The 25,974-nt window shown below is 74.0% G+C and carries 15 protein-coding genes and 1 pseudogene; 6 read left to right on the forward strand and 10 right to left on the reverse strand.

What is annotated here, in order from left to right; all coding sequences use genetic code 11:
- Positions 1-6 precede the first annotated feature (6 nt).
- Both E0504_RS40795 and E0504_RS52785 read right to left on the reverse strand, forming a co-directional pair.
- Positions 7-2,394 (reverse strand): TIR domain-containing protein, encoded by a 2,388-nt coding sequence (locus tag E0504_RS40795; protein WP_131626998.1) that lies wholly within the window; start codon positions 2,392-2,394, stop codon positions 7-9.
- 214 nt (positions 2,395-2,608) lie between these two features.
- Positions 2,609-4,243: a serine/threonine-protein kinase gene (locus tag E0504_RS52785; protein WP_243657849.1), complete on the reverse strand. Its 1,635-nt coding sequence runs from the start codon at positions 4,241-4,243 to the stop codon at positions 2,609-2,611.
- A gap of 337 nt (positions 4,244-4,580) precedes the next feature.
- On the opposite strand from E0504_RS52785, the gene E0504_RS40805 reads away from it, so the two are divergent.
- Positions 4,581-5,168, forward strand: a complete 588-nt coding sequence (locus E0504_RS40805; RefSeq protein WP_071063107.1) for a pyridoxamine 5'-phosphate oxidase family protein — start codon at positions 4,581-4,583, stop codon at positions 5,166-5,168.
- A gap of 111 nt (positions 5,169-5,279) precedes the next feature.
- On the forward strand, positions 5,280-6,557 hold the full coding sequence (locus E0504_RS40810) for an MFS transporter (RefSeq protein ID WP_071063106.1): 1,278 nt from the start codon (positions 5,280-5,282) through the stop codon (positions 6,555-6,557).
- A gap of 42 nt (positions 6,558-6,599) precedes the next feature.
- Here the strand turns inward: E0504_RS40810 and E0504_RS53760 are convergent.
- The 6 genes and pseudogenes from E0504_RS53760 to E0504_RS40840 form a co-directional block, all read right to left on the reverse strand.
- Positions 6,600-6,698 (reverse strand): annotated as a pseudogene (locus tag E0504_RS53760) (hypothetical protein); the annotation flags it as partial.
- Between the two features lies 1 nt (position 6,699).
- The gene (locus E0504_RS40820; RefSeq protein WP_235014992.1) at positions 6,700-7,890 is read right to left on the reverse strand and encodes an FAD-dependent monooxygenase; all 1,191 of its coding nucleotides are present in this window, start codon (positions 7,888-7,890) and stop codon (positions 6,700-6,702) included.
- A gap of 390 nt (positions 7,891-8,280) precedes the next feature.
- Positions 8,281-10,119, reverse strand: coding sequence for a DNA-binding protein (locus E0504_RS40825; protein WP_131627000.1), 1,839 nt, complete (start codon positions 10,117-10,119; stop codon positions 8,281-8,283).
- 26 nt (positions 10,120-10,145) lie between these two features.
- Positions 10,146-10,961, reverse strand: a complete 816-nt coding sequence (locus E0504_RS40830; protein ID WP_112105809.1) for a protein phosphatase 2C domain-containing protein — start codon at positions 10,959-10,961, stop codon at positions 10,146-10,148.
- Positions 10,958-11,830 carry a vWA domain-containing protein gene (locus E0504_RS40835; RefSeq protein ID WP_020461782.1) on the reverse strand — a complete coding sequence of 291 codons (873 nt, stop codon included), beginning with the start codon at positions 11,828-11,830 and terminating at the stop codon, positions 10,958-10,960. The genes E0504_RS40830 and E0504_RS40835 overlap by 4 nt, the downstream gene beginning before the upstream one ends.
- Before the next feature lie 199 nt (positions 11,831-12,029).
- Complete coding sequence (locus E0504_RS40840) at positions 12,030-12,533, reverse strand: hypothetical protein (RefSeq protein ID WP_112105808.1); 504 nt, start codon at positions 12,531-12,533, stop codon at positions 12,030-12,032.
- A 638-nt stretch (positions 12,534-13,171) separates the two neighbouring features.
- Between E0504_RS40840 and E0504_RS40845 the strand changes: the two genes are divergently transcribed.
- Positions 13,172-19,255 carry a type I polyketide synthase gene (locus E0504_RS40845; protein WP_131627001.1) on the forward strand — a complete coding sequence of 2,028 codons (6,084 nt, stop codon included), beginning with the start codon at positions 13,172-13,174 and terminating at the stop codon, positions 19,253-19,255.
- A gap of 103 nt (positions 19,256-19,358) precedes the next feature.
- Here E0504_RS40845 and E0504_RS40850 read toward each other — a convergent pair whose 3' ends face one another.
- Positions 19,359-20,405 (reverse strand): hypothetical protein, encoded by a 1,047-nt coding sequence (locus tag E0504_RS40850; RefSeq protein ID WP_112105806.1) that lies wholly within the window; start codon positions 20,403-20,405, stop codon positions 19,359-19,361.
- A gap of 434 nt (positions 20,406-20,839) precedes the next feature.
- Here E0504_RS40850 and E0504_RS40855 point away from each other — a divergent pair, with 434 nt between their 5' ends.
- Together E0504_RS40855 and E0504_RS40860 are read left to right on the forward strand one after the other, a co-directional pair.
- A complete protein-coding gene (locus E0504_RS40855; protein WP_131627003.1) occupies positions 20,840-22,276 on the forward strand; it encodes a P-loop ATPase, Sll1717 family in 1,437 nt (478 codons plus the stop codon).
- Positions 22,277-22,588: 312 nt separating this feature from the next.
- Positions 22,589-23,614 (forward strand): alpha/beta hydrolase fold domain-containing protein, encoded by a 1,026-nt coding sequence (locus E0504_RS40860; RefSeq protein WP_131627005.1) that lies wholly within the window; start codon positions 22,589-22,591, stop codon positions 23,612-23,614.
- A gap of 103 nt (positions 23,615-23,717) precedes the next feature.
- Here E0504_RS40860 and E0504_RS40865 read toward each other — a convergent pair whose 3' ends face one another.
- Positions 23,718-23,957, reverse strand: coding sequence for a hypothetical protein (locus E0504_RS40865; protein WP_020461788.1), 240 nt, complete (start codon positions 23,955-23,957; stop codon positions 23,718-23,720).
- A gap of 784 nt (positions 23,958-24,741) precedes the next feature.
- Here E0504_RS40865 and E0504_RS40870 point away from each other — a divergent pair.
- Positions 24,742-25,812 (forward strand): aromatic ring-hydroxylating dioxygenase subunit alpha, encoded by a 1,071-nt coding sequence (locus E0504_RS40870; protein WP_071063088.1) that lies wholly within the window; start codon positions 24,742-24,744, stop codon positions 25,810-25,812.
- The last annotated feature ends 162 nt before the right edge of the window (positions 25,813-25,974 follow it).

Genomic DNA, 25,974 nt, shown 5'->3' on the forward strand with positions numbered 1-25,974 from the left:
GGCGGGTCAGGGCGCTCCGAGGCCGACCTCCCGACCGTCGCAGCGCGTGCTCGCCGCTGCCGCGGCGCGCGGGTCCGGGATGGCACAGCTGACGGTGATGACCGCGCGCGACGGTTCCGCGGAGAGCTCGTAGACCACCATCAGCTTCCCGGCCGGGTCCAGGCCGCCGCCCTGGTCGGGCACGTCGAGCGCGCGGTCGGGCTCGGGGTCGTGCACGACCCCGGTGACCCCCACGAAGCCGCGTCTGCCCTGGTAGACCTCGCGGAGCGCGACGTACAGGTCGAAGCCGTCGAAACCGGTGGTGAGCCGGCGGTGCGACGTCTCGCGGACGGCGTCCGCCCGGTCCAGCAGCTCGCGGCACCCGTCCCCGGCCGGTTCGCGCCGGCACGACCCGGCACGCAGCCCGACCTGCCCGGCGAGCGTGACGGCGTCGTACAGGGCCCAGGCGGCCGAGTCGGGAAACTCCGCGAATCTGGGCCGGTCCTCCTCCGGGAGAAGGTCCCGGACCCTGCGGAATTCGCTCTCGGCCGGGCCGAAGTCGGCGATGAGACCGTTCTCGAGCAGCCTTCGCGCCGAATTCGGCTCCTCCGGGCCGAAAGCCGAGAACAGGAGCTTCGGCCTGGTGACGGGGTCCTTCTCGAGAATTTCCCGGACGGTGTCCCAGGCATCCCCGTCGCGCAGGTCGGAAAGCGCGTCGCCACCCAGCACGTGGACGTTGCTCCGGCACTTCGCGGGCAGGGTCATGAGAAGGCTGAGCAGCTCGGGGAGTTCTGCCGTCCGCCCGGCATAGATGATGAGCCGGGGTGCGTCGGTCACCGCCGTTCCGTTTATCTCGGGGTTGTCCCCGCAGATCCTGTCCTGCGGTTCCGCCAGCACGTCACCCAGCGGTCTCGGGGTGTCGGGATCCGTCGAGTAGGCGATCACCCGCTGCTCGAGCAGGGTCTCGAACGCGGTGCCGTCGAACCGGGACTTGTACTCGGGGCTGGTCAGCTTCCGGTTGTAGGCATCGAGCATGCTCCGGCCCCAGCGATCCGCGTCGTCGTAGACGATGAACGGCACGACCCGGTGGAGCAGGCCCCGCGGCGCCCAGGACAGCCCCATCTCGGCCTGCCGGTCGTCGGATCCGCCGATCCGGAAGTAACCGGGCTCCCCGGTCAGGTCCGTCCCGGACTGGGTGGCTGCGATCATCGGCACGCCTGAGAAGGCGTCCGTGTTGCCGGCGAGGTCCATCTGGCCGACATTATTGATCATCTTCTCGGAGTCGTCACGGGTCTGGCCGAGCCCCACGACGATCACCGGCCCGGCATCCCTGGCGGCCTCGCTGATCTTGTCCCCGGCCTGCGCGGCGAACTCCGCGTCCCCGCCGAGGTTCGCGGCCCACACCCGCATCCGCAGGTCGTCACGGTGCGCGGCATTGAACTGCCGCATCCCGGTCAGCGCGGTAAGCAGCTCGACGTTGTCGAGCCCGTCCGTCTGTTCCCCGGAGCTCAGGTGGCCGGCCAGCACGACCGTCAGGTAGTCGGGCGATGCGCCGCGCTCACGGTCCGCCCGCTCGGTCCGCTCGTTCTCGGCCACGATCTGCTGCCAGGCCGCCTCGATGCTCCGCTCGGTGTCGCTGGGCACCTCCCCGCCCGCCGGCACGCCCTGGCCGGCCGGCGCGCCGTCACCGGCGTTCGGATCGGCGGCGGTGCCATCACCGCCACCGGATCCGAGGATGTTCCAGAGCACGAACGAGACCAGCACCGCAAGGACGGTGACCAGGCCGACGAGGGCGGTTCGCAACCGGCCGCCCCGGCGGCGGGCGAGGACGGATACCGACCCGGCCAGCCGGCTCCCGAGGCTCGGCGGCGGGGGCAGCCGGTCCGCCATGACCTGCGCCAGGCGGCCGATCTCCCGCACGTACGTCCCGCTGCTCGGGCGCAGGGTGCGCAGTGGCCTGATGGCATGGTGCTGGCGGTCGCGCAGCACCCGGAGCATGGCGGCGCGCTGATGGTCGCTGCTCGCCTCGGCGGCGGCGAGCAGCCCGGCCAGGTCCACCTCGGACCAGTAGATCGGGATTATCCGGCGGCGCGCGCCGCGCCTGGACTGCTCGGCGCGTTCCAGGGCCAGGAACTGGGTGAACTCGCGGAGGCACTCGTCACTGGCCACGAAGGCGGGGGACACCACCGGCAGCAGGAACAGAACCCTGCCCAGCCCGGTCTCGAGTGTGGATCGCCAGAGGTCACCCGCTACGACGTCGCTGCGATCCTGGAAGATCTTGATATCCCGGCCGGAGCGCTCGCAGAGCTCGTGTTCCAGATCCGTCCTGAGCCTGGTGAGACGACCGCGACCGGTGTCGTCCGTGTGCGCATAGCTCAGGAAGGCAACCGGCTCCACCATGGCCCGCGGCGCCATTCAACGTCTCCCCCCTCGTGCGAACACGTCAGTATCACCTGCTCGCACACAGTGGGGGAATAACCGGTGCCGTTCCGCGCCGGCAGAACAGGCCGCGCACGGAGCAAGCCGACATCTGGCGGGACTCGCCTGGGACGGCCCCGCCCCCTGGCATGGGGAAACGATTTGTCGTGCCGGCGGCCGGTATGCGGGCCGGTATGTCGACGCAGCCGGGTCAATGCCCCCGCGAGGTGCCCCGACCAGCACGTTCCCGCGGCTCCGACCGCATCCAGGACAGCGTCCGGAGCAGTTCCACCGACGGCACGGGTGTCCGGGAGAAGACATCGGGCAGGCGGCGGGAGAGCACCAGGACCGGCCGCGCTCCCGGGACCTCGACGGACACCCCCGACACGTCGGGCAGGTCCGGCAGGTCCGGCACCCGGGGGGTCGCCACCTCCCCCACTGTCGGCCGCCACGGGGCGAGCAGCCGGTCGAGGCCGGCGAAGCCGGCCAGCGCCGACTCCGCCGCGGTCCCGGCGCCCGCGGCCGCCGGGTGCCCGGCCCACGCGCGCCGTACGGGGGCCGGCGCCGGACGACCGGCCGCGGCGGTGACTCCACCGATGGCTCCGGTGACGGCCACCGCGGGCGGCTCGACGGGCGGGGGCGGGGGTGGCGGGTCCACCGGCACGGCCACCCGGTCCCGCCCGTCGCGCGTCGCGGGCGACCCCGCCGCCGGGCCGGCCCCGGCCGCACTCACCACGGGCAGCGCCGCCTGCTCGGCCCGGCTGGACCGCGCGGCGGTCAGCGCGTCCCCCGGGACGACGTTCATCCCGGCCGCCGCGGCGACGATCGCGACGACCCCGGCGGCCGGAACCAGTCGGCGGCCCGCCGCCGGCACCCGACGACGCAGACCCGGCCGGCCCTGCGCGCCGTCCCCGGCGGCACCTCCGCTGGCCGGAGCGTCCCCGCCCGTCGGAGCTCCCGCACCCGTCGGAGCGTCCGGGCCCGTGACGACCTCGAGGACCCGGTCGGCGTCCGCTCGCGGGTCGATGCCGGCCGGCACGTCACCGGAGACCAGCCAGCGCAGCAGATCCGCCGCACCCGGGCGCAGCTCCGGCCGCTTGCGCAGCGCCGTGGTCACCACCGGGCGCAGGTCGGCGGGGACGCCGTCGATGTCGGCGTCTCCCTGCACCGTACGCAGCACGAGCGCCTGCAGCGGCCCGTCACCGAACGGCGCCCGCCCGGTCGCCGCGAACGCGACCGTCAGCGCCCAGCCGAAGACGTCGGCGGCCGGGCCCGGCCGGTTGTCACCGGCGATCAGCTCGGGCGCCATGTAGCCGACGCTGCCCAGCACCACACCGGAGGCCGTCATCGTCCCCGGCAGGCCCGCGGCGATGCCGAAGTCGATCACCTTCGGGCCGTCCGCGGCGAGGATGACGTTGCTGGGCTTGAGGTCGCGGTGCACCACGTCGACGTCGTGGATCGCGCGCAGCGCCTCGGCGAGACCGGTCGCGAGGGTGCGCAGGGCCTCCTGCCCGGCGGGGCCGTCCGCCGTGACGGCGCCGAGCAGGGTGGGGCCGTAGACGTATTCGGTGGCGATCCACGGCGGGTCACCGGCCGGTTCGGCGTCCAGGAGGCGGGCGACCCGCGGGCTGTCGATGACGGCGATCGCGGCGGCCTCCCGGGTGAACCGGCGGCGGAAGCCCTCGTCGTCGAGGTACTCGTCGCGCAGCACCTTGACGGCGGCCTGGCAACCGGCGCCGTCCACGCCGAGGTACACGACGCCCATGCCGCCGCTGCCCAGCCGGGCCGCCAGCCGGTAGGGCCCCACGACGAGCGGGTCACCGGCCCGCAGCGGCTTCAACGCCACCAGCTCCTCCGACCGCCAGGTTCCTGGGCCGCTGCGTCGGACGGGTTCACGGTCACCACCGGATCACTCGTGATCGGACATCGGGCATCGGGCATCGGGCGGACGTGCCCGACGGGCTCGGCACCCGGTTGGCGGCCCACCGCCGCGCGCACGGCGACCACCGGGCTCGAGCCCGTCCACAGGTAGATACGCGGTGACCACCCGGCTACCCACGCGCCACATCAGCGCAGCCACCCGAACGGCCCCGAGCCAGGTTCGGAGTCGGGTTCAGGACCGGGTTCCGGGCACCGGCGCCGAAGGCCGGTGGGCGGGCCGTCCGGTCGCGGATACTCCGGGAATGGGGCGCACCTATGACCGGATCGACGACCGACTGCGGTCGTTCATCGAGGATCAGAAGATCTTCTTCGTGGCGTCGGCGCCGCTCTCCGCCGACGGCCACGTCAACCTCTCGCCGAAGGGCCGCGACGGCTCGCTCACCGTGCTCGACGAGCGGACGGTCGCCTACCTCGACTTCGGCGGCAGCCACGCGGAGACGATCGCGCACCTGCGCGAGAACGGCCGGATCACCCTCATGTGGTGCGCCTTCGACGGGCCGCCGAAGATCGTCCGGGTGCACGGGACCGGTGAGCCGGTGTTCCGCGACGACCCGCGGTGGCCGGAGCTGATCGCCCGCTTCCCGCCCGGCCAGGCGGCCGCGGGCGGGCTTCGGGCGGTCATCCTGATCTCCGCGCGGCGGATCAGCGACAGCTGCGGCTACGCCGTCCCCTTCATGGACTACCGGGACGAGCGCCCGCTGCACGCCCAGTACTTCGACCGCAGGACGGACCCCGAGTTCGGCGCCTACTGCGATCGGGCCCCGTACAACGGCGCGAGCATCGACGGCCTGCCCGCCCTCCCGCTCCCCCTGCCGCCCCGCACCGGCTGAGCCGCTCTCCTACCGACCGAGCCACCGGCTGAGCCGGCCCGTGCCTGCCCGGCCTGCGGCGACATCGCAGGTCCTGTCACCTGCGAACGGAAAGCACCGTACGATCCCGGCGTGTCGGTTTCGCCTCCCGCCGCGCCGCGAGGCCGCGCAGACGACGGGTCTCCCGCCTCCCCCGCGACGGCCCCGCCCGTCGCCCCGGCCGGCGGGCGGGCAGCCTCGCTCACCCATGCCCGGCTGCCGCTGCTGTTCTCCGCCGTCGGGCTGGAGAGCACGACGGCGGTGGTCGCACCGTTCATCGCCGGGACGCTGGGAGCCGCGCCGATCGCGCTCGCCGGGATCGAGGCGGCGGGGCGTGCCGGCGGCAGCGCGGCCCGTGCCGGCGCGACGAAGCTCGCCGACCGCCGGCCCGGGCTGCGCGGGCCGTTCACCGTCGCCGGGAACGCCGGGCTGGCGCTGGCCGCCGCCTTCCTGGCCGGAAGCAACGCCGTCTGGCAGGCCGGGGCGTGCCGGTCGGGGTCGTGGGTGGCACGCGGCCTGGGTACCCCGCCGCTGCTGGAGGTGGCGAGCTCGACCTCCGCGCCGCGCGAGCTCGGTGCCCGGCTCGGCCTCGAGCGCTCGGTGGGGGCCCTCGGCGCCGCCTTCGGCGCGCTCGCGGCGGCGCTGCTGCTGGCGTTCGTCGAGGTGCGGACGGTGATCCTGCTCGCGCTGGTCCCGGTGGTCGCCGCGGTCGCCGTGAGCGCGCACGGCACCCTGCGCGGGCGGGACACGCTCGACCACGGCATCCCAGCCCAGACCCGACCCCAGCTCTCGCTGCTGCGCCAGCCGCCGCTGCGCCGGCTCGCCCTCGGCATCACCTGCTACGAGGCGTCCAACATCGCGGCCGTGCTCCTGCTGCTGCGCGCCAGCAAGTTGCTGCCCGACGGCTCCGGACGGCTCAGCCAGCTCCAGGTGGTCGCCGTGCTCTACGGCCTGTTCCACCTGTCCTCGGCCGCCGCGGCGGTGTGGGGCGGCCGGCTCGCCGACCGGTTCGGGGCCGGTCGGGTGATCGCGACCGGCGCGGCCTTCCTGCTCGGCGCCTACGCCGGCTTCGCCTTCGCCGGCGAGGGTGACCTGACCGCGATGACGGTCTGTTTCCTGCTCGCCGGGACGGCCGCGGGCGCGGTCGACGCCGCCGAGTACACCGGCGCCGGGCGGCTCACCCCGCCGGAGACGCACCGGGCCGTGTTCGGCGCGCTGTCCGGGCTGCAGAGCGCCGGCCGGGTCGTCGCGACGATCACCGCCGGCGGGCTGTGGACCCTCGTCGGGCCCGAGGCCGGGCTGCTGGTCTGCGGCCCGCTGCTCGTCCTGTGCGTCGCCCTGTTCACCAGGGGCACCGACCGACCGCGTTGACGGCCGCCCGCGGGCCCGCTCGTCGGGGAGCGTCACGGTGTAGGCGTCGAGTGTCTCCAGGGTCGTCCTGATCACCGGATGGTCCCGGTCGTAGCCGAGCAGCCGCAACGCGATGATCGAGTAGACGGCGGGTGGCTGGATGTCAGAAGACGGTTGAGAGCGGGTCGCGGCCGGGGGACGGCTCGTCCCAGGCGATCCGGTAGTCGTACATGGCGGCCATCTGGCGCAGGCCGACCTTCATCGCCACCGGGACGATGTGGTCGCGCATCCAGCGGGCGGGGGCGTTCGGCGGCGGGGTGCGCGGCCGGTTGCGTCGGGCCAGCCGGTGGACGTGCGCCACCCGCTCGGCGCGGGCCGCCCGGTAGGCGGCGAAGCCGATGGGGGCCGTCGGGGCGTCGCGCAGGCAGCGGCCGAGCACGATCGCGTCCTCGATCGCCATGGACGCCCCCTGGCCGGCGTGCGGGAGCATGGCGTGGGCGGCGTCCCCGAGCAGGCAGACGTTGCGGCGGTACCAGGTCCCGACCGGCTCCAGGACCGACAGCGGGAGCCGCTCGAGCCGGTCGGTCGCGTCCACGACCGACCGCAGGTGGGCGGGGGCGTGCTCGAGCTGGGTGAGCAGCCGGCGTCGCACCTGCTCCTGACCGGCGTCGGTGCGCGGTGAGGGCCACGGGTCGGTGGACACCATCGACATCGCCCACATCACCTCACCGCCCGCCGTGCCGTAGTGGATGAACGTCCCGGTGCCGACGATGGTGAACTCGAGCATGCCGGTCTTGTACGAGCGGCCGACGCGGTCCGCGAACCCGCCGACGGTCACCAGGCCGGCGAAGGTCGGCCAGGGCGTCTCGGGCGCGACGTGGCGGCGCACCCGGGAGCGCAGGCCGTCGCAGCCGAGCAGGAAGTCACCCACGGCGCTGGAGCCGTCTGCGAAGTAGGCGCGGACGCCGGCCTCGCCCCGGTCGTCGACCGAGTCGAACCTGCTCGCCGGAACGACCGGGATCCCGCGCCGGTCGAGTTCCCGCAGCAGCACCCGCCGCAGCTCGCTGCGGCGGATCACCCGGGCGGGCGCCTCGATCGTGCCGAGGTGGCGGCCGTGGACGTCGACGAAATGGTTTCCCGCCGAGAGGTGCCCGGCCTCGTCGAGGCCCTGGACACCGAGAAGCTCCAGGCCGCGCAGGCCGTTCGGGGCGACGCCGAGCAGCAGGCTGCCGGCGGACTCCGGGTCGGCGTCGGCCTCGAAGACCGTGGGAAGAATGCCGGCCCGGGCCAGCGCTATCGCCGCCGCGGGTCCCGCGATGCCCCCACCGATCACCAGCGCCTGCCGACCAGCCATCCCCATGCACTTAATTATCCGCACGAATAGGCGACCACTCAGACGGGGCGGGGGTGGGGCCCCGCCGCGATGGTCAGAGCGGGCGGGGGGTGCGGCCCCGCCGCGGGGGTCAGGGCGGCGGGGCCGCTCTGCGCGGCAACGGCCGTCGGGTCAGGGACGGCCGTCATCAGGAATTCGCCGCCGGCCGGGGCCGGCCCGCGAACAGATCGCCGCAGCGCTCTCGGCACCGCCTCGTGGGGGGCCCGACAGGCCCCGGGCGGTACGCCGATCGGGGTGTGTTTTCCCTGGTGGCAGGGGTTTCTCGAGTCCCGGGGAGGGACTAGTCCCGGGCTATACGGACACCGCCCGTCCGGGCCAGGGGCACCACGATCGCGGGGGCCCGCGGTGCCGTCAGCTCCACCCGCGCCACGCCGGCGAACGGGTCAGCGTCGGCCCCGGCACCGGCGGCGGAGGGATCGGCCGGCGGGGCGGCAGGACCGGCCCCGATCCGTAGGCCGAGCGGGTCGCGGGCGCGGCGGGCACCGTCCCGGGCCGGTTCAGCAGGCTCTCGGCCTGGCGCTCGGTCAGCACCCGCAGCAGGCTCCCCCTGCGCAGCTCGATCCGGGGCGCGGGCGGCCGCCCGGCGGCAGCGTCGGATCGGCCCCCCCGGCTGTCCCGGCTCCCGCTGCCGGCGCGGCTCCCCCGGCCGTCGCGGCCGTCGCGGCCCGAGCCGCTGGACTGGCTGGACCAGCTCGGCCCGGTCGGCCGAACGAGCCGCGCCGGCGACGTCGCGGTGGGCCCGTGAAACGAGCTCCCCCGGTCGTCCACGGCCAACTGCCCGATCACCCGCACCCAGGTGCCCGCGAGCCGCGCAGGGTCGCCGTGGGTCGCGACGAGCTCCCTGCTGACCCGGTCCCACCCGAGGACGCTGAAGCCGCCGCCACGGTCGTCCCCGAACTCCAGGACCGTGATCATGCCGGTGCGTTCCAGCTGCCGGACCCGGACGACCCGACCGACGACGGTGATCTCCTCCCCCCGGCGGGCGAGCAGACCGGCCCGGTCGAGGGCGGAGAGCACCCCGGGCCCACCGACGGGCACCGGGGCCGGCCGCAGCGGCCGGGTGCGCAGGTAACGCGCCGCGCTCACCGTGCTGACCACACCCACGGCGCCGGCCGGACGCGGGTGCCGTGTCACCGCCTCGTGCCCGCCCACCGGCACCGGACCAGCCGGCCGCGCCGGCCGCGGCGGATGCGGCGGAAGCGCTGAACGGTCCGCGGGCGCCGCGCAGCCCGCGGGCGCCGGGCCGGCCGAGAGTGCCGGGCCGGTCACCCCGGCGCAGCCGGCCCCGCCCACCGCGCCCGACCGGTACGGAGCGAGCGCGTCGGCGTCGAGCACCGCCGGCACGTCCTGGAAGTCGACCAGGCAGGCGTCCCGCAGCCGGCGCGCGGCGGCCGCGACCCCGGGCATCCGCTCGAGGCGGGCGAACAGGGCCGAGGCGGACGGGTCGGCGAAGTCCGCGGCCGAGAAGATCAGGTTCTCGCCGGTGTTGAACTCACGCCACAGGCCCGGATTCCGGGCGAGGGCGGCGAGCGACACCGTGATCACCTCTTCGGCGAAGCGGTCGAGCGTGACGTCGTACTGGTTCGAGCGGTCCGGATGCTGGTAGTTGCGGTGGCCCCGCTCGGAGGCGCCGAGCCCGCTCAGCCCCGGCAGGTACATCCCGTCGTAGTCGACGAGCCGCACGGACGTGTCCGGCAGCACGAGGATGTTGCCGTGCTGCAGGTCGCCGTGCGCGGCACCGCGGCGGCGCAGCTCGGCGACGGCGAAGCCCAGGCCGAGCCGGGCCCGGTCGAGGTGCGCGGGCCGGTCCAGGTTCTCCTGGACCCAGTCGTCGAGCCGCGCGCCGTCGATCCACTCCATCCGCACGATCGGCCAGCAGTGGCCGCGCACCCGGATCCCGGCCGGCTGGTAGTCCACGCCGACCAGGAAGTCCAGCGCGGCCGAGCGGACGAACTCGGCGATGCAGGCGTAGCGCAGCTCCAGGTTGTCGCTGTGCCGGTGGAAGCAGCGCACGGCGTGGCGCCGGCCGTCCAGGCTGACGTCGAAGGTCAGGGCGAACCCGCCGGTGGCGACCGCCGGCATGCCCAGCGGGGTCAGCCGCGGCACGCTCTCCCGCAGCTGGTCGTCCAGGAAGGACAGCCGCGGGATCTGGACGGCCTGCTGGTAGTCGAGCAGGGTTGGCAGTTTCATTCACATGCCCTCGGGCCGGCGCGGGCTCACACTTGCACCACGCAGATCGTCGTGTCGTCGTCGGCGAGGTACCCGTGGTGCCGGTAGGCGGCGACGGCGCGGGAGAACCGGCCGGCGGTCTGCGCGAGCCAGCAGGGCGACGGCATCCGGCCGCGGGTCTCGGCCGCGTGCAGCAGGAGCCGGGCGAGCGCGTCGGTGGCGAGGACGAGCACGTCGCCAGGCCGCAGCTCACCGGTCAGCAGGGTCGGCTCCGGGGCGGACGGGCCGTGGCTGCCGACCAGCTCCGCGAACCGGGTGAAGTCGCTGGACCGCCCGACCGGGCCCACCGAGCGCGTCTCCCCGTCGCGTAGGTGGAACACGCACGAGTCACCGACGCACGTCGCTGTCCAACTCTGGTTCGCGACGTCGACGGAAAGCCCGAGGAAAGACGCGTCTGCGCCCGACTGCAGCTTCGCCCGCGCGAACCAGGGCAGCCCCGGCCGGCTCACCTGCGCCCACCAGCGCTCGCGCAGCGCACGCAGGACGTCGGGAGCGAGCGGGTCGAGCCCGTCGTGGGCGTAGGCGTCGACCAGCAGCCGGCTCCACACCTCCGGTCGGGCCGAGGTCGACGCCCCGTCGGCCACGGCGAACCGGCCGAGCTCCGGCCGGATCGCGCAGCTGTCCTCGTTCTCCGCCGGCGACCGGCCGAGCCTCGCCACCGAGTGGGCTGTAGCCGCCAGAACAACGGCCGCTCCCGAGGGCATGGGCGTGGGTTTCGGCGCGGGCGGCGGTGCCGGCTGCGACGGCGCCGGCGAGGCGGTCACCGGGCGCGCGGACGTCGCCGTGGCGGGCAGCGGGGTCATCCCGCCGACCGCGGCCCGACGGTGAGGTCACGCAGGCCGGTCGGCGTGACCGCGCGGGTCCCGATGTCGAGGAACTCGATCAACGCGGTGACGTCGGCGTTGTAGAGGAATCCCCGCGAGCCCGTGCCGGCGGGATATCCCAGGCTGCCGGCCGCCGCCACCATCGTGGGGGGCAGCGCGCTCGACATGTCGAACAGCGCGCGGGCGAAGTCGTCGGGCAGATCGGCCCGGTCGTCGGGAAAGGTGACGGCGTTGCGCGCCGTGGCCGACAGGTGGGCGTTGAACAGCAGCGCGTCGCCGTCCGCCGTGCCGGCGGCCCGCACCCGGGCGGCGGCGATCCGCGGGTCACCGTCCGTGCTCTGACCGTCGGTGACGTTGACCACGATCGGCGGGAAGCTGGAGGCGTGCCCCCGGCACCACTCGTCGACGATCCAGGCGGCCGTCGTCAGCGCCTCTGCCATCGGGGTCCAGCCGTCCGCGACCGGGTCGACCCAGGCCGGGATCGGCGTCTGCACCTCGACCAGGCCACCGGCGCCGTCGGAGATCCGGCGCAGCACATGGTCGACCCGGTTCGGGTTCAGCGCGACCTCGCTGATGGGCAGCAGCGGCCGGCTCGCGCTCGAGCCGTACAGGACGGGCGACACACCGCGCCCATAGCCCAGAATTCCTACCTCGAAATAGTCGTAGACGCGGTCGTCACCTTTACTGCAGAGCAGCACGGCGTTGCCGAGAAGCCGATTGACGGCGAGCGCGAGCTGGTCTGCCTTGCTCATCGCGCCACCGGCCCAGGTCTCGGCCATCGACGTCGAGTGATCGATGACGAGCAGCAGACAGGCCGGCTGCTTGCGATTGATCTCGGCGGAGTACATGTCCTTATCGTTTCATATCGCCTGGCCATTCCGATGCTCCGGTGGCGCTCGACAACAGTCCGCGCCCGGCCCGGTAACACCTTTTGATGAATGCGCGCCGGAATCTCGTCCGGGCTGCCCGACAACAACGGGCCGCGCCGGCGCGGGAGCGGTGCCCGCGGGCTCGGCGCGGCCTGCGGCGCCGCCGCCGGAGCACCGGTCAGCGCGGTGCTCCGGGGCGGTCCGTCGATCCCGGCACGCCCGGCGCCGGCTCGCGGGCCGCCTTACCTGCCGGGGCCGCCTCGTCGGCCGGGGCCATCGCGTCGGTCGGGGGCGTCGCGTCGGGTGCCGCGCCGGCTGTCGGGTCCCGTCCCGGCGGGGCTCCCCGCAGGACCGCCAGGGCGTGCTCGTAGGCGTCGTGGGTGGGCAGCAGCCTGCGAACGTTCAGCGGCGCCAGGTCCTCGCGGTTCGTCCGGCCACAGCGGGGGCAGGTCTGCTGGCTCAGGGGCAGCAGCACGCCACAGCCGCCGTCACCTGCTCCGCAGCGGCGCCAGTCGTCCCCCACCTCGATGCGCGATCGCTGGTGGGCGAGGCGCCCGGCACCGCCGCGCCCGAGGGCCCTGGCCAGCCGCCGGGCCGGGCGCGGCCAGCCGCCCCGGGCCGCCTGGTCGCCCGCCGTGCTCGCCGTGCTCGCCGGGGCGCCCGGCGGCGTGGTCTCTCGCATGCGCGTCCTCGCTCCTCTGTCGGGCGATGGCGGTGATGTCCCGGCCTCGCTCACCGGCCTCCCGCACCGGCTTCGGTCACCGGCCGCACCGGCCCCGGCCGCCGGCGTCGGGCCGGCCGGCGAGGGACCGCCCGGCAGCCGCCAGCGGCCGCCGGCGCGGGACGCCGCCGGTCAGAGATACGCCCGGCGTCAGCGGAAAGCGACACTACGGATCGATGGTGATATCGACAATCCGTCGGTGCCAGCCAATGGCCCGAACGTCTCACGCGTTCGGGTCGCACGTCCTCATCTCGGCGCCCGGGCGCGGGGTGGAATGACCCGCCGCCGCGGGGTCGGAGTACTGCCCGTTACCCCGTTTAGCGTAGCCCGATGGCGCCATCCCTATTTTGAGCCCATACCCGACGTGGGGCACGATTCGCCCGTGGTCGCTCCGTCGGCTTCTTCGCCGGCCGGGTGCGCGGTCCCGACCGGGCCCGATATCCGCCGGGCGCCGCCCGATGACTTCCGCGCGCGGGCCGAGCCGGTTCTCCCGCCCGTGTTCCCCCCACCGGACGGACCGAGAACCGCCGAAAAGGTCACGGGAAATCGCCCCGGCGCGGCGCCCAGCCGCCCCGCCTGCGCACGTCAGGAGTGTTCGGATGGACAGCACCCGCCCAGAGCAGGGCCGCTCCGGGGCGACCGCGGACCGGGCCCGCGACGCGTGGCGGGCCCGGCTCGCCGAGCTGTCGCCACCCGCCCAGATCGAGGCGCTGCTCGACCTCGTCGTCGACCACGTGGTCGTGGTCACCGGCAGCCACGGCGGCTCGGCGGGCGTCGACCGCGGTGCCCCCTGGCGCGCGCTGGGGGTCTACCGGCGCATCGCGGACGTCCTGCGGGCGAAGCTCACCGCGGCGACCGGGGTGCGGCTGCCGGCGACGGTGCTCTTCGAGCGCCCCACACCGAAGGCGGTGGCCTCGTTCCTGCACGCCGAGATCCTGGGCGTGCGCGAGGAGGCAGCCGACACCGCGCCCGCGCCCACGCCGGCCGCACCGGCAGAGGGGGGCGGGCGCGGCGCCGATCCCGTGGTCGTGGTGGGCATGGGCTGCCGGCTGCCCGGCGCCGACTCGCCGGAGGCCCTGTGGGAGCTGGTGGCGCAGGGCCGTGACGTCGTCGCCGGCCTGCCGACGGACCGCGGCTGGGACCTGGACGGCCTGTACCACCCGGACCCCGAGCACCCGGGCACCGCCTACACCCGCCAGGGCGGCTTCCTCCCCGGGGTCGGCCTGTTCGACGCCGGCTTCTTCGGGATCGGACCCCGCGAGGCCACCGCGATGGACCCGCAGCAACGGCTCATGCTCGAGGTGTCCTGGGAGGCGTTCGAGCACGCGGGCATCGACCCGCACCGGCTGCGCGGCAGCCGCACCGGGGTGTTCACCGGTGTCTCCCTGCAGGACTACGGCCCGCCCTGGCACGACGCCCCCGCCGAACTGCAGGGTCACCTGCTGACCGGCAACGCGCTGGGCGTGGTCGCCGGCCGGGTCTCCTACACCTTCGGCTTCGAGGGCCCCGCGCTGACGGTGGACACCCAGTGCTCCGCCTCGCTCGTCGCCGTCCACCTGGCGACCGCGGCCCTGTACGCCGGGGAGTGCGACCTCGCCCTCGCCGGCGGCGTCACCGTGATGAGCACGCCGTCCATGCTGATGGAGTTCAGCCGCAAGCGCGGGCTGGCGCCCGACGGCCGGTGCAAGGCGTTCTCCGCCGACGCCGACGGCACCGGATGGGCCGAGGGCGCCACCGTGGTCGTCCTCACCCGGCTCTCCCACGCCCGCGCGCGGCAGCTGCCGGTGCTGGCCGTCGTCGCGGGCAGCGCCGTGAACCAGGACGGCGCCAGCAACGGCCTGACCGCCCCCAACGGCCTGTCCCAGCAGCGGCTCATCCAGCAGGCCCTGGCCAACGCCGGCCTGCGCGCCGGCGACGTCGACGCGGTCGAGGCGCACGGCACCGGCACCCCGCTCGGCGACCCCATCGAGGCCCGCGCGCTGCTCGCTACCTACGGCGCCGGCCGGTCCCCGGACCGGCCGCTGTACCTGGGCTCCCTCAAGTCCAACATCGGCCATGCCCAGGCCGCCGCGGGCACCGCCGGCATGATCAAGATGATCGAGGCACTGCGCCACGAGACGCTGCCCGCCAGCCTGCACATCACCGTCCCCACCCCCCACGTGGACTGGGCGACCGGCGCCCTCACCCTCCTGACACAGCCCACGGCGTGGCCCGCCACCGCACGGCCGCGCCGCGCCGCCGTCTCCGCCTTCGGCGTCTCGGGCACCAACGCCCACCTCATCCTCGAGGAGCCCCCCGGCCCGGCCCGCATCCCCGCGCAGGCCACGCCTACCGCCGCGCCCACCGGCGCCGCCGAGGACCGGGACGCCGTCCGCGGCGGGGACACTCTCGAGTGGGCGGCCAACCTGCCCACGACGGTGATCCTCTCCGCCCGCGGTGACGAGGCGCTGCGCGCGCACGCCGCCCGCCTCGCCGACCACCTCGCCGGCCATCCGGACATCACCGTCGACGACGCCGCCCACACCCTGGGCGCGCGTGCCCAGTTCCCCACGCGCGCCGCCGTCGTCCTGGACGGGCCGCCGACGGAACGGGCGTCCCACCTGGTTCGGGCGCTGACCACGCTGGCCGCCGGGCGGGCGGCGCCCGCTCTCATCCGCGGCAGCACCCCCGCGGACCTCGCCGGCGCCCGGATCGCGATGGTGTTCACCGGCCAGGGCAGCCAGCTCCACGGCATGGGACGGCGGCTGCACGCCGCCTACCCGGCCTTCGCCCGCGCGCTCGACGCCGCGTGCGACCGCTTCGAGCCGCATCTCGACGAGCCGCTGCGCGACGTCATGTTCGCCGCCCCGGACACCCCGCCCGCCGTCCTGCTGGACCAGACGCTGTACACCCAGTGCGCGCTCTTCGCCTACCAGAGCGCCCTGTTCCGGCTGTTGGAGAGCTTCGGGGTCACCCCGCACCTGCTGCTCGGCCACTCCGTGGGCGAGCTCACCGCGGCGCACGTCGCCGGCGTCTGGACCCTGTCTGACACGGCCGCGCTGGTCGCCGCCCGCGGCCGTCTCATGCAGAGCTGTGTGCCCGGCGCCATGGCCGCCGTCGGCGCGACCGAGGACGAGGTCCGTCGGTGCCTCGACGAGTACGGGGGCCGGGTCGACATCGCCGCCGTCAACGGCCCCACCGCCGTCGTCGTGGCCGGTGACTACGACGCCGTCGGCGCGCTCGCGGCGCACTGGGCCGAGCAGGGGCGCCCGACCCGCGGCCTCGCCGTCAGTCACGCCTTCCACTCCGCGCACATGGATCCCGTCCTCGACCGCTTCGCCGCCGTCGCCCGCACGCTCGCCTACCGCCCGCCCGCCGTCCCGATCGCCTCCGCCCTCACCGGACGTCTGAGCACCGACCCGGATGCCCCGGTCGACCTCACCGACCCGGCGTACTGGGTCCGCCACATCCGCGAAACCGTCCGGTTCCACCAGGCCGTCACCCGCGCCGACGCCGAGAACATCACCACCTACCTGGAGATCGGGCCGAAGCCCACGCTGACGCCGTACCTCGGCGACGCCCGCGTGGTCACCGCGGCACGCCGCGGGCAGCCCGAGACCACCGCTCTGCACATCGGCCTCGCCGAGCTGCACACGCACGGCACCCCGATCGCGTGGCGGGCGGCCAACAACCCGCACGCCGCCAGCCGCCGGCCCGCCCACCGCCACCTGCCCACCTACCCGTTCCAGCGCCGCCACCACTGGACGGACCCGATCCGCCGATCCGCCCCGCCCGGCGCGCCCGGCCCGGACGGGTGGCGCTACCGCATCAGCTGGCGCTCCCGGCCCGTCCCCAGCACCGGCGCCCTGCCCGGGACGGACGGCACCCCGCCGCCGCTCACGGGCCGCTGGCTCCTGCCGCTCCCGCCCGCGGGCGTCACCGACGAGGAGATCTCCCGCGTCTCGTGGATCGTCGAGCGCCTCGGCGGCACCGTGCTCCGCGTGCCACTGCGCCACGAGGACGCCGACCGGGCCCGCCTCGCCGCCCGCCTGTGCGCCCTCGGCCGGCCCGGTGCGATCGCGGGCCGGGGCGGCGTGCTGTCACTGCTCGGCCTCGACACGACGCGCCACCCCGACCACCCCGCGCTCACGACCGGTTTCGCCCTCACCTGCGCGCTCGCGCAGGCCCTGCACGACATCGAGCTGGACGCGCCGCTGTGGACGCTCACCCGTGGCGCCGTCCGGACCGGGGCCGCAGCCGCGACGGCGGCCAGCGACCGGATTCTGGATCCGGCCGGGGCGCTGCTCTGGGGGCTGGGGCGGTCCCTCGCCCTCGAGCGGCCAGGTGCCTGGGGCGGTCTCGTCGACATCCCCGCCGAGCTGGACGACACCACGCTCGGCTGGCTCGGCGCCGCACTGACCGCACCGGACGGCGAGGACCAGTTCGCCGCCCGCCCGGCGGGGCTGCTGGTACCTCGCCTGGTCCGGGAGACCACGCCCGTCACCACCGCACCGTGGGACGTCCGCGGAGCGGTTGTGCTCATCACCGGAGGCACCGGCGCCCTCGGCACCCGGATCGCCCGCCGTCTCGCCCGCGACGGAGCCCGCCGGCTGATCCTGGCCAGCCGCCGCGGCCCGGACGCGCCCGGGGCGGCCGAGCTGTGCGCCGAGCTGACCGCCCTCGGCGTCCAGGCCGTCGTCCGTCGCTGCGACGCCTCCGCCGCCGACGCGGGCACCGCCGCGGCCGCCGGCACGGGCACAGGCACGGGCACGGGCACGGGTCAGCTGGCCGCGCTCGTCCGCGAGCTCGCCGCCGATCCCGAGGCCCCGCTCACCGCGATCGTCCACGCCGCGGGCGTCGACGGCCCCATGGCCGCGCTGCCCGAGCTCGACCTGGGCCAGATCGCGGCCGTGCTCGCGCCCAAGGCCGGCGCCGCCGAGCTCCTGCACGAGGCCGCTGGGACCATCCCGCTCGTGTTCCTGTCGTCGGTCTCGGCGACCTGGGGCAGCGGCGGCCAGGCCCCGTACAGCGCGGCGAACGCCTACCTCGACGCGCTGGCCGCGTTCCGGCACGCCAGCGGGCACCCGGCCACCTCGGTCGCGTTCGGCCCGTGGGCCGAGGCCGGCATGGGCGCCGAGCCGGCCCGCCGTGACTACCTGCACCGCCGCGGCCTGAACCCGCTCACCCCCGACCGGGCCATCGATGCCCTGGCCCAGGCGGTTGGCACCGGACGTCCCGGCCCGGTCACCGTCGCCGATGTCGACTGGGCGCGGTTCCTGCCCGCCTACACCGCCGCCCGGCCCTCACGCCTGTTCGACGAGCTACGCGCCACCGCCGACGAAGCCGCCTCCCCGGCCGCCGCCGGAACGCAGCCCGCGGATCTCACCGGGGCGCCGCGCGGTGATGGCACGGAGCCGGGTGATGATCTCGCGGCGCTGCCCGCGGCGGAGCGGGGCCGGGCGCTGCGCGAGCTCGTCCGGGCCGAGGCCGCGGCGGTGCTGGGCCACCGTGAGGCCGACGAGGTCGAGACGGGACGCCGCTTCCTCGAACTGGGCTTCGACTCGCTGGCCTCCGTGCAGCTCAGCCGCCGGCTGGCGGGTGCGACCGGGGTCGCGCTCGCCACCGCCGCGGTCTTCGAGCACCCCACCGTCGCCGACCTCGCCGACCACCTCCACGCCCTGCTCGCCAGCCGGCCCGCGCCCGGCGCCACCGGCACCGGCGCGGTCGGCGCGGTCGGGAGCGGCGCCCGAACCGGGACCGGCTGGACCTCGACCAGTGCCAGTGCCGCCGGCGTCCCCGCCGTAGGCGGCGCGGAGCCGGTCGGCGTCCGTGGGCTCTACCGGCAGGCGTGCGCCGACGGCAAGTTCGCCGAAGGGGTCGGGGTGCTGCGCGCCGCCGCAAAGCTGCGGTCGACGTTCACCGCGCCGAGCGAGCTGGCCAGGCGGCCACGTCCGGTCACCCTCGCGTCCGGCCCGGCCGGGCCGGCGCTGGTCTGCCTGCCGTCGATGGTCGCGCCGTCCGGGCCGCACACCTTCGCCCGGCTCGCCCTGCACCTGCACGGCCGCCGCGCCGTGCACGCGCTGGCACACCCCGGCTTCGGCGACGGCGAGCTTCTGCCCGCCACCGCCGATCTCGTGGTCGACCTGCACGCCGAGACGGTGGCCGCGCACTTCCCCGACACACCGGTCGCGCTCGCGGGCTACTCGTCCGGTGGCTGGCTGGCACACGCCGTCGCGGCGCGGCTGGAGGCACGCGGCATCCACCCGAGCGCCGTGGTCCTGCTCGACACCTGGCTGCCCGGCGACCGGATCCCCGAGGCCGACATCGCCGAGGAGCTGCGCGGCATCGCCGTCAACGACCAGGCGTTCGCGCTGATGACCGAGTCCCAGGTGACCGCGCAGGGCGCCTACCTCGACCTGTTCGAAGGATGGAAACCCACGTCGGTGCGTGCGCCGATCGTCCTCGTCCGCGCGGTCCAGCGCATGCCGGGACAGCGGGCCGACCCGGACCCCGCGGGCCCGGTGACCGGCTGGGCGGACGAATGGGACCTGGCCTTCGACACGAGGGACACCGCCGGCGACCACCAGTCGATGATGAACGAGCACGCCGGCTCCACAGCGCGCACGGTCCACGCCTGGCTCGGCGACCTCCACGCACGCCGGTCCCCGGCCCGTACTGTCGCCAGCGGGACGGCTGTCCGCTGACGCCGCCAAAGCCCCATGCCCCCACGCCAGCCCGAACCCGGTCCAGGCCGGGGGTGTTGTCGGGCCCCCGGCCTGGATCATCCGTCACACCGTCCGCCGGGTTTCACTCCCGTGCCGCATGCCATTGCCCGGCTGGCGCGCGGGGCAGGCCGACGTCGGTCAGGTGCAGGATCCCGGGCCTTGCGGCCTTGACGTTGAAGGCGGCGTTGACCGCGGGCAGGGCGGTCATGGTGTCCCACTCGTGGTTGCCCCAGTGCTCGGGCGGGATGAAGCGGATCCGGGTGTCGATCCCCGGCTCCCCGTCGATGACCACGCGGTACTGGTCGTCGTTGAACTCCCAGTCCTCGTTCAGATGCTTGGTCAGGTACCAGCGGAACTTCATCTGGATGACCGTGCTGCCGCTCAGGTTGCCGTTCCAGCCGACCTCCACAGCGGCGTTCGTGCCCTTCTCGATGGTCATGTAGCCCAGGTCGACCGTCTGGGAGGCGGTGGCGTAGCCGAGGAAGAACTCGACGCTGTCGAGCGTGTATTCCAGGGCGTGCGCCATGCGCTGCACGGCTTCCTCGGCCGGCATCATCCACAGCTTCGCCATGTCGGCGATCTGCGGTGTGGTGCCGGTCAGGGAGATGCCCATGGCCTCCCAGGTCTCCTTCGACTCGTAGACGGAGCAGTCGGCGGCCTCCAGGATGGAGATCTTCCGTACGTCCCGGCACACGCCGGTCATGGCCGTCACCATCGTGTTGATCCACCCGGGGCTTATGCCCGTGATGTAGAGCGAGCTGTTCCCGCGGGCGCAGGCGGCCTCCAGCCGCTCCTTCGTCTCACCCTTGACTCCGCCGACGTTGAAGAACAGGTTGGTGCTGACCACGTCCATTCCCGCCTCAAGCAGCGGCAGGACATGGTCGAGATCGGCCATGAAAGGGGTGTAGACGACGGTGTCCGCCTTGAGCGCGATCAAGGCGTCGATGTCGTTGGTCGCCGCGACGCCACACGGCGGCCGACCGCACAGCGTTCCCGCATCGGTGCCGACCTTGTCCGCCGACCAGGCGTACACACCCACAAGGTCCAGACGCGGATCATCAAGTATCGCCCGTAACGTCAGCTTGCCCACTTTTCCGGTGGTCCACTGGATGACACGAAGCCTTTCCATACGCCTGCCCGTCCTCTCGGTCGAAGCGCCCTGCCGCCCCGATACGGGCGTCGGACCCGCTGCCGGCCGCACCTTCGACGCCGCCGACACCGGGAGCGGGACATCCGCTCCGTCTCACGTCACCGGAAACTCTTGATCCACCAGCCCCGCCGCTGAACACTTGTATAACAGCGGGGCACGGACCGTACAAGCTTCCGCAGACCCTGGCCCTGGCCACCGGACGGGCCGGTACGTCCGGTGGCGGCGTGGCACCCACAAGAGCCCGTCCAGCCCGTCCAGCCCGACGACCGGGCCGTCCCCCGGGCATCGGTCTCCACCCGGCCACTGTGCCGCAGCCGTCCACGATTGTCGCCCCTCTGGATATTTCACTACTGAAGCGGCCCTCGCCCGTCTAGGCTCTCGTAGCGGGAACCGACGGAAGCACGGGAGGCCGCGTGCCCGACTTCAGCCACCTCAGTTTCGGTGCGCCGGCCGCCGAACGCGACATCAGGCGCGGGCTCGACGCCTACTTCATCGAGTCGGCCGCGTACCGCAACATGAACACCGGAACGAAGACGATCCTGGTCGCGAACCGGGGTGCCGGCAAGAGCGCGATCCTCAAGACCATGGCCCGCCGGCACCGCGACCGCGGGGCCTCGGTCATCGAGCTCGCACCCGAGGACTACTCGTACGAATTCCTCAGCGGGGCGATGACCCGCGAGGCCGACGGCGCGTGGGCCAAGCTCGGCGCGTACGCCGTGGCCTGGAAATACCTGCTGCTCGTGCTCATCATGAAGGAGCTGACGAAACGGCACGGCCGGATAAGACGCGGCGCCGAGAGCCAGATATACGCCTACCTGCGCGACAATCACCGCGGCGCCGCAGTAACCCCGCTGGATTCGTTCGTCTCCTATCTGCGCCGCATCGAGTCGGTGAAGCTGGGAAGCTTCGAGGCCGGTATCCGCACGACGGAGCTCCAGCGCCTCTACAAACTCCAGGAGCTGGAACACCTGATCCAGCCGTTGAGCCGCCTGTGCGCGCGCTCGGGGGTCACCGTCCTGGTCGACGAGCTGGACCGCGGCTGGGACGCGAGCGAGGACGCGCAGGCCTTCGTCGCCGGTCTCTTCCAGGCCTGTATGTCACTGAACGACCTCTCGCCGCACCTGCACGTCTTCATGTCGCTGCGCCAGGAGCTCTACGACAACATTCCCGCCCTCTACGACGACGCGCAGAAGTTCCGCGACCTGATCGAGGTGGTGCGGTGGGACGAGCCGCACCTGTGGCAGCTGATCGCCTGCCGTATCCGGCACACCGTGCCCGGGCTGAGCGGTGTGGGCGACGACGAGTGCTGGGCGGCGGTGTTCCGCGATCCGCGCTGGTCGTTCCGCTACATCGTCGACCGCTCGCTGCGCCGCCCACGCGAGATCATCCAGTACTGCAGCCACGCGCTCGAACACGCGCGCCAGAACCGGTCCGCCGGTGGCCGGCGGATCGCGCGGCGCGACATCCTCGCCGTGGAAGCCACCTACTCCGGCGAGCGGACCCGCGACATCGCCGCCGAGTACCGGTTCCAGCACCCGGGCCTGCTCAGCGTGTTCGAGGCGTTCCGCGGCCGCCCGGCGGTCTGGGCCCGGGACGACCTCGAGTACCTGCTGCTGGACATCGCGACGGGAGCCGTGCGGACCAGCAGGGAGGCCACGAAGTGGATCTCCGACCGGGATCCCGACCATCTGCTGGAGACACTGTGGAACGTGGGTTTCATCCGCGACCACTCAGTGCTGTCCGCATCGTGGGCGGGGAGCGATCGCGCTGACTCCCTCACCTCGACCAGGGGTGTCTCGACCTTCGCCGTGCATCCGATGTTCCGGCAGTACGTGGGAACCCTGGACTGAAGGTCGGCCCCGGCCGGGTGAAGATCGATCCGAGCACGGAGCACCACGGGTGGCCCACCGTGCCGCGCCGGCACGGCTGAGTAGTTCCCCCCGGCGGCCCAGCCGCGACCAGGCCGTCGGCGACCAGTTACGCGCAGCACGGCACGCACCACCTGAAAGTGTCCGTCCGGGCGGTGCGCGGAATGCCGATCCGTCAAAACAACGGCCCTAAGGGCATCCTGAGGGGCTTCCAGGGGTGAACATTGGGCGTGGTTTGGACGAGCGGGGGGCGCGTCAGACCGCGAGTGCCCGACACGTGTGCTGGAGGATGCGATGCCGTACCGCTTCGATCCCGAACTCGCCTCGCTGGTCGAGATCACGCCGCACGTCACCGTCGACGACATCACCGCGACGCGCGCCCGCGCGGCCGAGTTGATGCTCGCCGCCACGCGTGAGATCGACCTGACCGGGGTCAACATCACCGACACCTGCGTACCCGGCCCACCGGACGCCCCCGACGTGGCGGTGCGCATCTACACGCCGGTCGGTGTCGCCCGACCCACCCCGGCCGTCCTGCACCTGCCCGGCGGCGGCTTCGTCGCAGGCGGCCTCGGGACGGAGCACCGCGCCAACATCGGGCTGAGCCGGGCCGTCGGTGCCGTCGTCGTCGCGGTGGACTACCGGCTGGCCCCCGAGCATCCCTATCCGTCCGCGCTCGAGGACTGCTACGCGGCCCTGTGCTGGATGGCGGCCCGCGCTGACCGGCTCGGCGTCGATCCGAACCGGATCGCCGTGCACGGGGCGCACGCCGGCGGGGGCCTGGCCGCGGCGCTGGCGCTGCTCACCCGTGACCGGGGCGGGCCCGCGCTGTGCTTCCAGTGCCTGGACTTCCCCGAGCTCGACGACCGGCGCGCGGTGCCGAGCCTGGCGGCGGCCCCCGTAGGCCTCGGCGACGCGCTCGGCGGCGGCCGCGAGCACCGTCCCGGAACGACCGGTGCCAGAACAGACAGCGCCGGGGCGGACGGCGGCTCCGTCGGCGCGGCGCGGCGGGCCGACACCGCCGTGCACTGGGACGCGTACCTCGGTGAGGGCCGGGCGGGAACCGACGGCGTACCGCTGTACGCGGCGCCCGCGCGGGCCGAGGACCTGCGTGGGCTGCCGCCGGCGTACGTCTGCGTCCAGGAGCGGGACCGCCTGCGCGAGCAGGGAGTCGCCTACGCCGACGCGCTGCGTTCCGCCGGTGTCCCGGCGCGGCTGCAGGTCGTCGCCGGCTCGGCCCCCGAGCCGGCGCCCAGGCGGCGCGCCGCCTCACCCGAGACGGTGGCCGCCCTCCGCGCCGCCCTGCACGGCCGCGACTGAGGCGCCGGGGGCCCGAGGACGGACCGCCGGCTCACGCCGCGACGGGCCCGTCCAGGGCTGGTGGTGGGGAGTGGGTAGTTGGAGCTGGGGCGTGGCTAACTGGTCAGTCGCGCTCGGTCGCGTCGGCACTGACCTCGGAGTCATCCACCTTGCGCTGGCCGGGGACGACCGACGGGCCGCTGGCCGCGTTGTGCCGGGTGTAGATCGCCTGGATCTCCTGCCGCGCAGCGGGCGTCTCGGTCGAGCTGATGACGAGATCGAACTCGTGGCGCATACGGCGGACGGCACGGCGGGCGGCAAGCTTCTGGTAGAGGCCCGGACGGTCGGAGCTGGTGAGGTTCACGTCAATCCCCCTGAAGCATCCTCAGTGGCGGCTGGATTTCGGGCGGCTGGATTTCGGCCGTCGCTATTAATAATGCCGCTGCGACGGCGCGATAATCCATACTGAGGACGTGACCTCGGCCGCACCTTCGGGGGTCGGACGCACTACAATGTGGGCCACGTCTATGCCGTGGGACACAACCCCGACGGGGGCGTCGGGGAACCGACACCCCGAGGTGGCGCGGGTCACTCACCGCCGATTGTCGTGACCCACGTCACGGGACGCCGAATCCCATCGAGAATCCCCGCCACGGGCGGGGCCGCGTTTCTCCCCCGCCTCGGGGCCGGGCCGGGCCGTCCGTCAGGGCCGGCGGGGCGGCCCGTCGGCGGCCGTCGGGACGCCGCCGCCCCGACCCTCCCCACGGCGGCGGACCCGCCGGCACACCGGCTGACGTCCCGCTCAACGGGACACCCGGGGGCAGGAGTGCCTGGCACGACGGAGCAATCACCTCCGGCGGGGTCACCCCCACCCAGGTGCCGGCTGCCGGCACCGGGCCCGCGCCGGCCACTTTCGTCGCACCTGGCCGTGACGCACGGCAGTGCACCCCTTCCTGTCGGGATGGTGACTTAGCCCGAGTAAAGACCGTTGGTGGTGAGCACATACAATTCTGTCTACCTGATCCCATCCCGCCGCCCCGCGCGCGGGATGATGCCGTCATCGAATTGGGAGGGCTCACATCGACCGCCACGAGCTCGTCGACCTCACGCGACGGGCGCTGAAAATAGCGACCGACAATACAACCGACATGACGCCGACGGAAGGCGGCGTGGCGGCGACGGCCTATACCAGCCGGGAACGTTTCGAACTGGAACGTGAAGTCGTCCGGCGTTCACCGCAGCTCGTGGGCTACAGCTCCGAACTGCCCGAGGCCGGAACCTACTGCACAAAGACCGTGATGGACGTCCCCGTGCTGTTGACGCGCGGCGATGACGGAACGGTGCGCGCTTTCCAGAACGTGTGCGCCCACCGGCAGGCTCAGGTCGCCCAGGGCTGCGGCGTGGCGCAGCGGTTCACCTGCCCCTGGCATGCGTGGACGTACGACGCGCACGGCGAGTTCGTCGGCGGTCCGGGGCGGGAGGGCTTCCCCGCGACACTCAACGGTCAGGCGCGGCTCACCGAGCTGCCCGCCGCCGAGAACGCGGGGTTCCTGTGGGTCGGGCTGGACCCGGCCGCCGGGCCGCTCGACATCGACGCGCACCTGGGCGAGCTGGGCCCGGAGCTGGCGTCCTGGAACATCGGGTCGTGGGCGCCGGTGGGCGAGAAGGTCATCGACTCACCGGTCAACTGGAAGCTCGCGCTCGACACGTTCGCCGAGAGCTACCACTTCGCGTCGGTGCACCGGGACACGTTCGCGCTGATCAACAAGAGCAACTGCGCGCTGTTCGACTCCTACGGGCCGCACCACCGCCTGGTCTTCCCGATGAACCACATCACCGACCTGGCGGACAAGCCGGAGGAGGAGTGGGAGCCGCTGAACAACTTCGTGTTGATCTACGCCCTGTTCCCCAACATCGTCCTGTCCGTGACGGTCGCGAACGGCGAGGTGTTCCGGGTGTACCCGGGCGAGCGCCCGGGCCATTCGATCACCTACCACCAGAACGCGTCCCCGATGGACCTCACCGACGAGGCGACCCGGGAGACCGCGGAGACGATCTTCGACTACGCGCACAACGCCGTCCGCGACGAGGACTACGCGCTGGCGGCCCAGGTGCAGGCGAGCATGGCCTCGGGCGCGCGCGCGGACCTCGTCTTCGGGCGCAACGAGCCCGGCCTGCACCACCGGCACGAGGTTCTCGAGGACGCGCTCGGCCGCTAGCGGCCCGCGCGGACGACAACCGCCCCGTGCCGGCGGCGGCCGCTTCGCACCGGCGGAAGCCGGTCCGGCGGCGAGCCCGCACGCGGGAGGTCGAAACGATCAGGGAAAGGGCCCGTGCGGAGCCCGGGCCCTTTCCCTTGACCCACGTTCTCCTGACGTCCC

The sequence above is a fragment of the Parafrankia sp. BMG5.11 genome (assembly GCF_004337455.1).

Coding starts and splice junctions, on each gene's coding strand:
- E0504_RS40795 (WP_131626998.1), bottom strand. CDS start 2,394: ATGGCGCCGCGGGCCATGGTGGAGCCGGTTGCCTTCCTGAGCTATGCG.
- E0504_RS40805 (WP_071063107.1), top strand. CDS start 4,581: ATGGGGCGCACCTATGACCGGATCGACGACCGACTGCGGTCGTTCATC.
- E0504_RS40820 (WP_235014992.1), bottom strand. CDS start 7,890: ATGGCTGGTCGGCAGGCGCTGGTGATCGGTGGGGGCATCGCGGGACCC.
- E0504_RS40825 (WP_131627000.1), bottom strand. CDS start 10,119: ATGAAACTGCCAACCCTGCTCGACTACCAGCAGGCCGTCCAGATCCCG.
- E0504_RS40830 (WP_112105809.1), bottom strand. CDS start 10,961: ATGACCCCGCTGCCCGCCACGGCGACGTCCGCGCGCCCGGTGACCGCC.
- E0504_RS40835 (WP_020461782.1), bottom strand. CDS start 11,830: ATGTACTCCGCCGAGATCAATCGCAAGCAGCCGGCCTGTCTGCTGCTC.
- E0504_RS40840 (WP_112105808.1), bottom strand. CDS start 12,533: ATGCGAGAGACCACGCCGCCGGGCGCCCCGGCGAGCACGGCGAGCACG.
- E0504_RS40845 (WP_131627001.1), top strand. CDS start 13,172: ATGGACAGCACCCGCCCAGAGCAGGGCCGCTCCGGGGCGACCGCGGAC.
- E0504_RS40850 (WP_112105806.1), bottom strand. CDS start 20,405: ATGGAAAGGCTTCGTGTCATCCAGTGGACCACCGGAAAAGTGGGCAAG.
- E0504_RS40860 (WP_131627005.1), top strand. CDS start 22,589: ATGCCGTACCGCTTCGATCCCGAACTCGCCTCGCTGGTCGAGATCACG.
- E0504_RS40870 (WP_071063088.1), top strand. CDS start 24,742: ATGACGCCGACGGAAGGCGGCGTGGCGGCGACGGCCTATACCAGCCGG.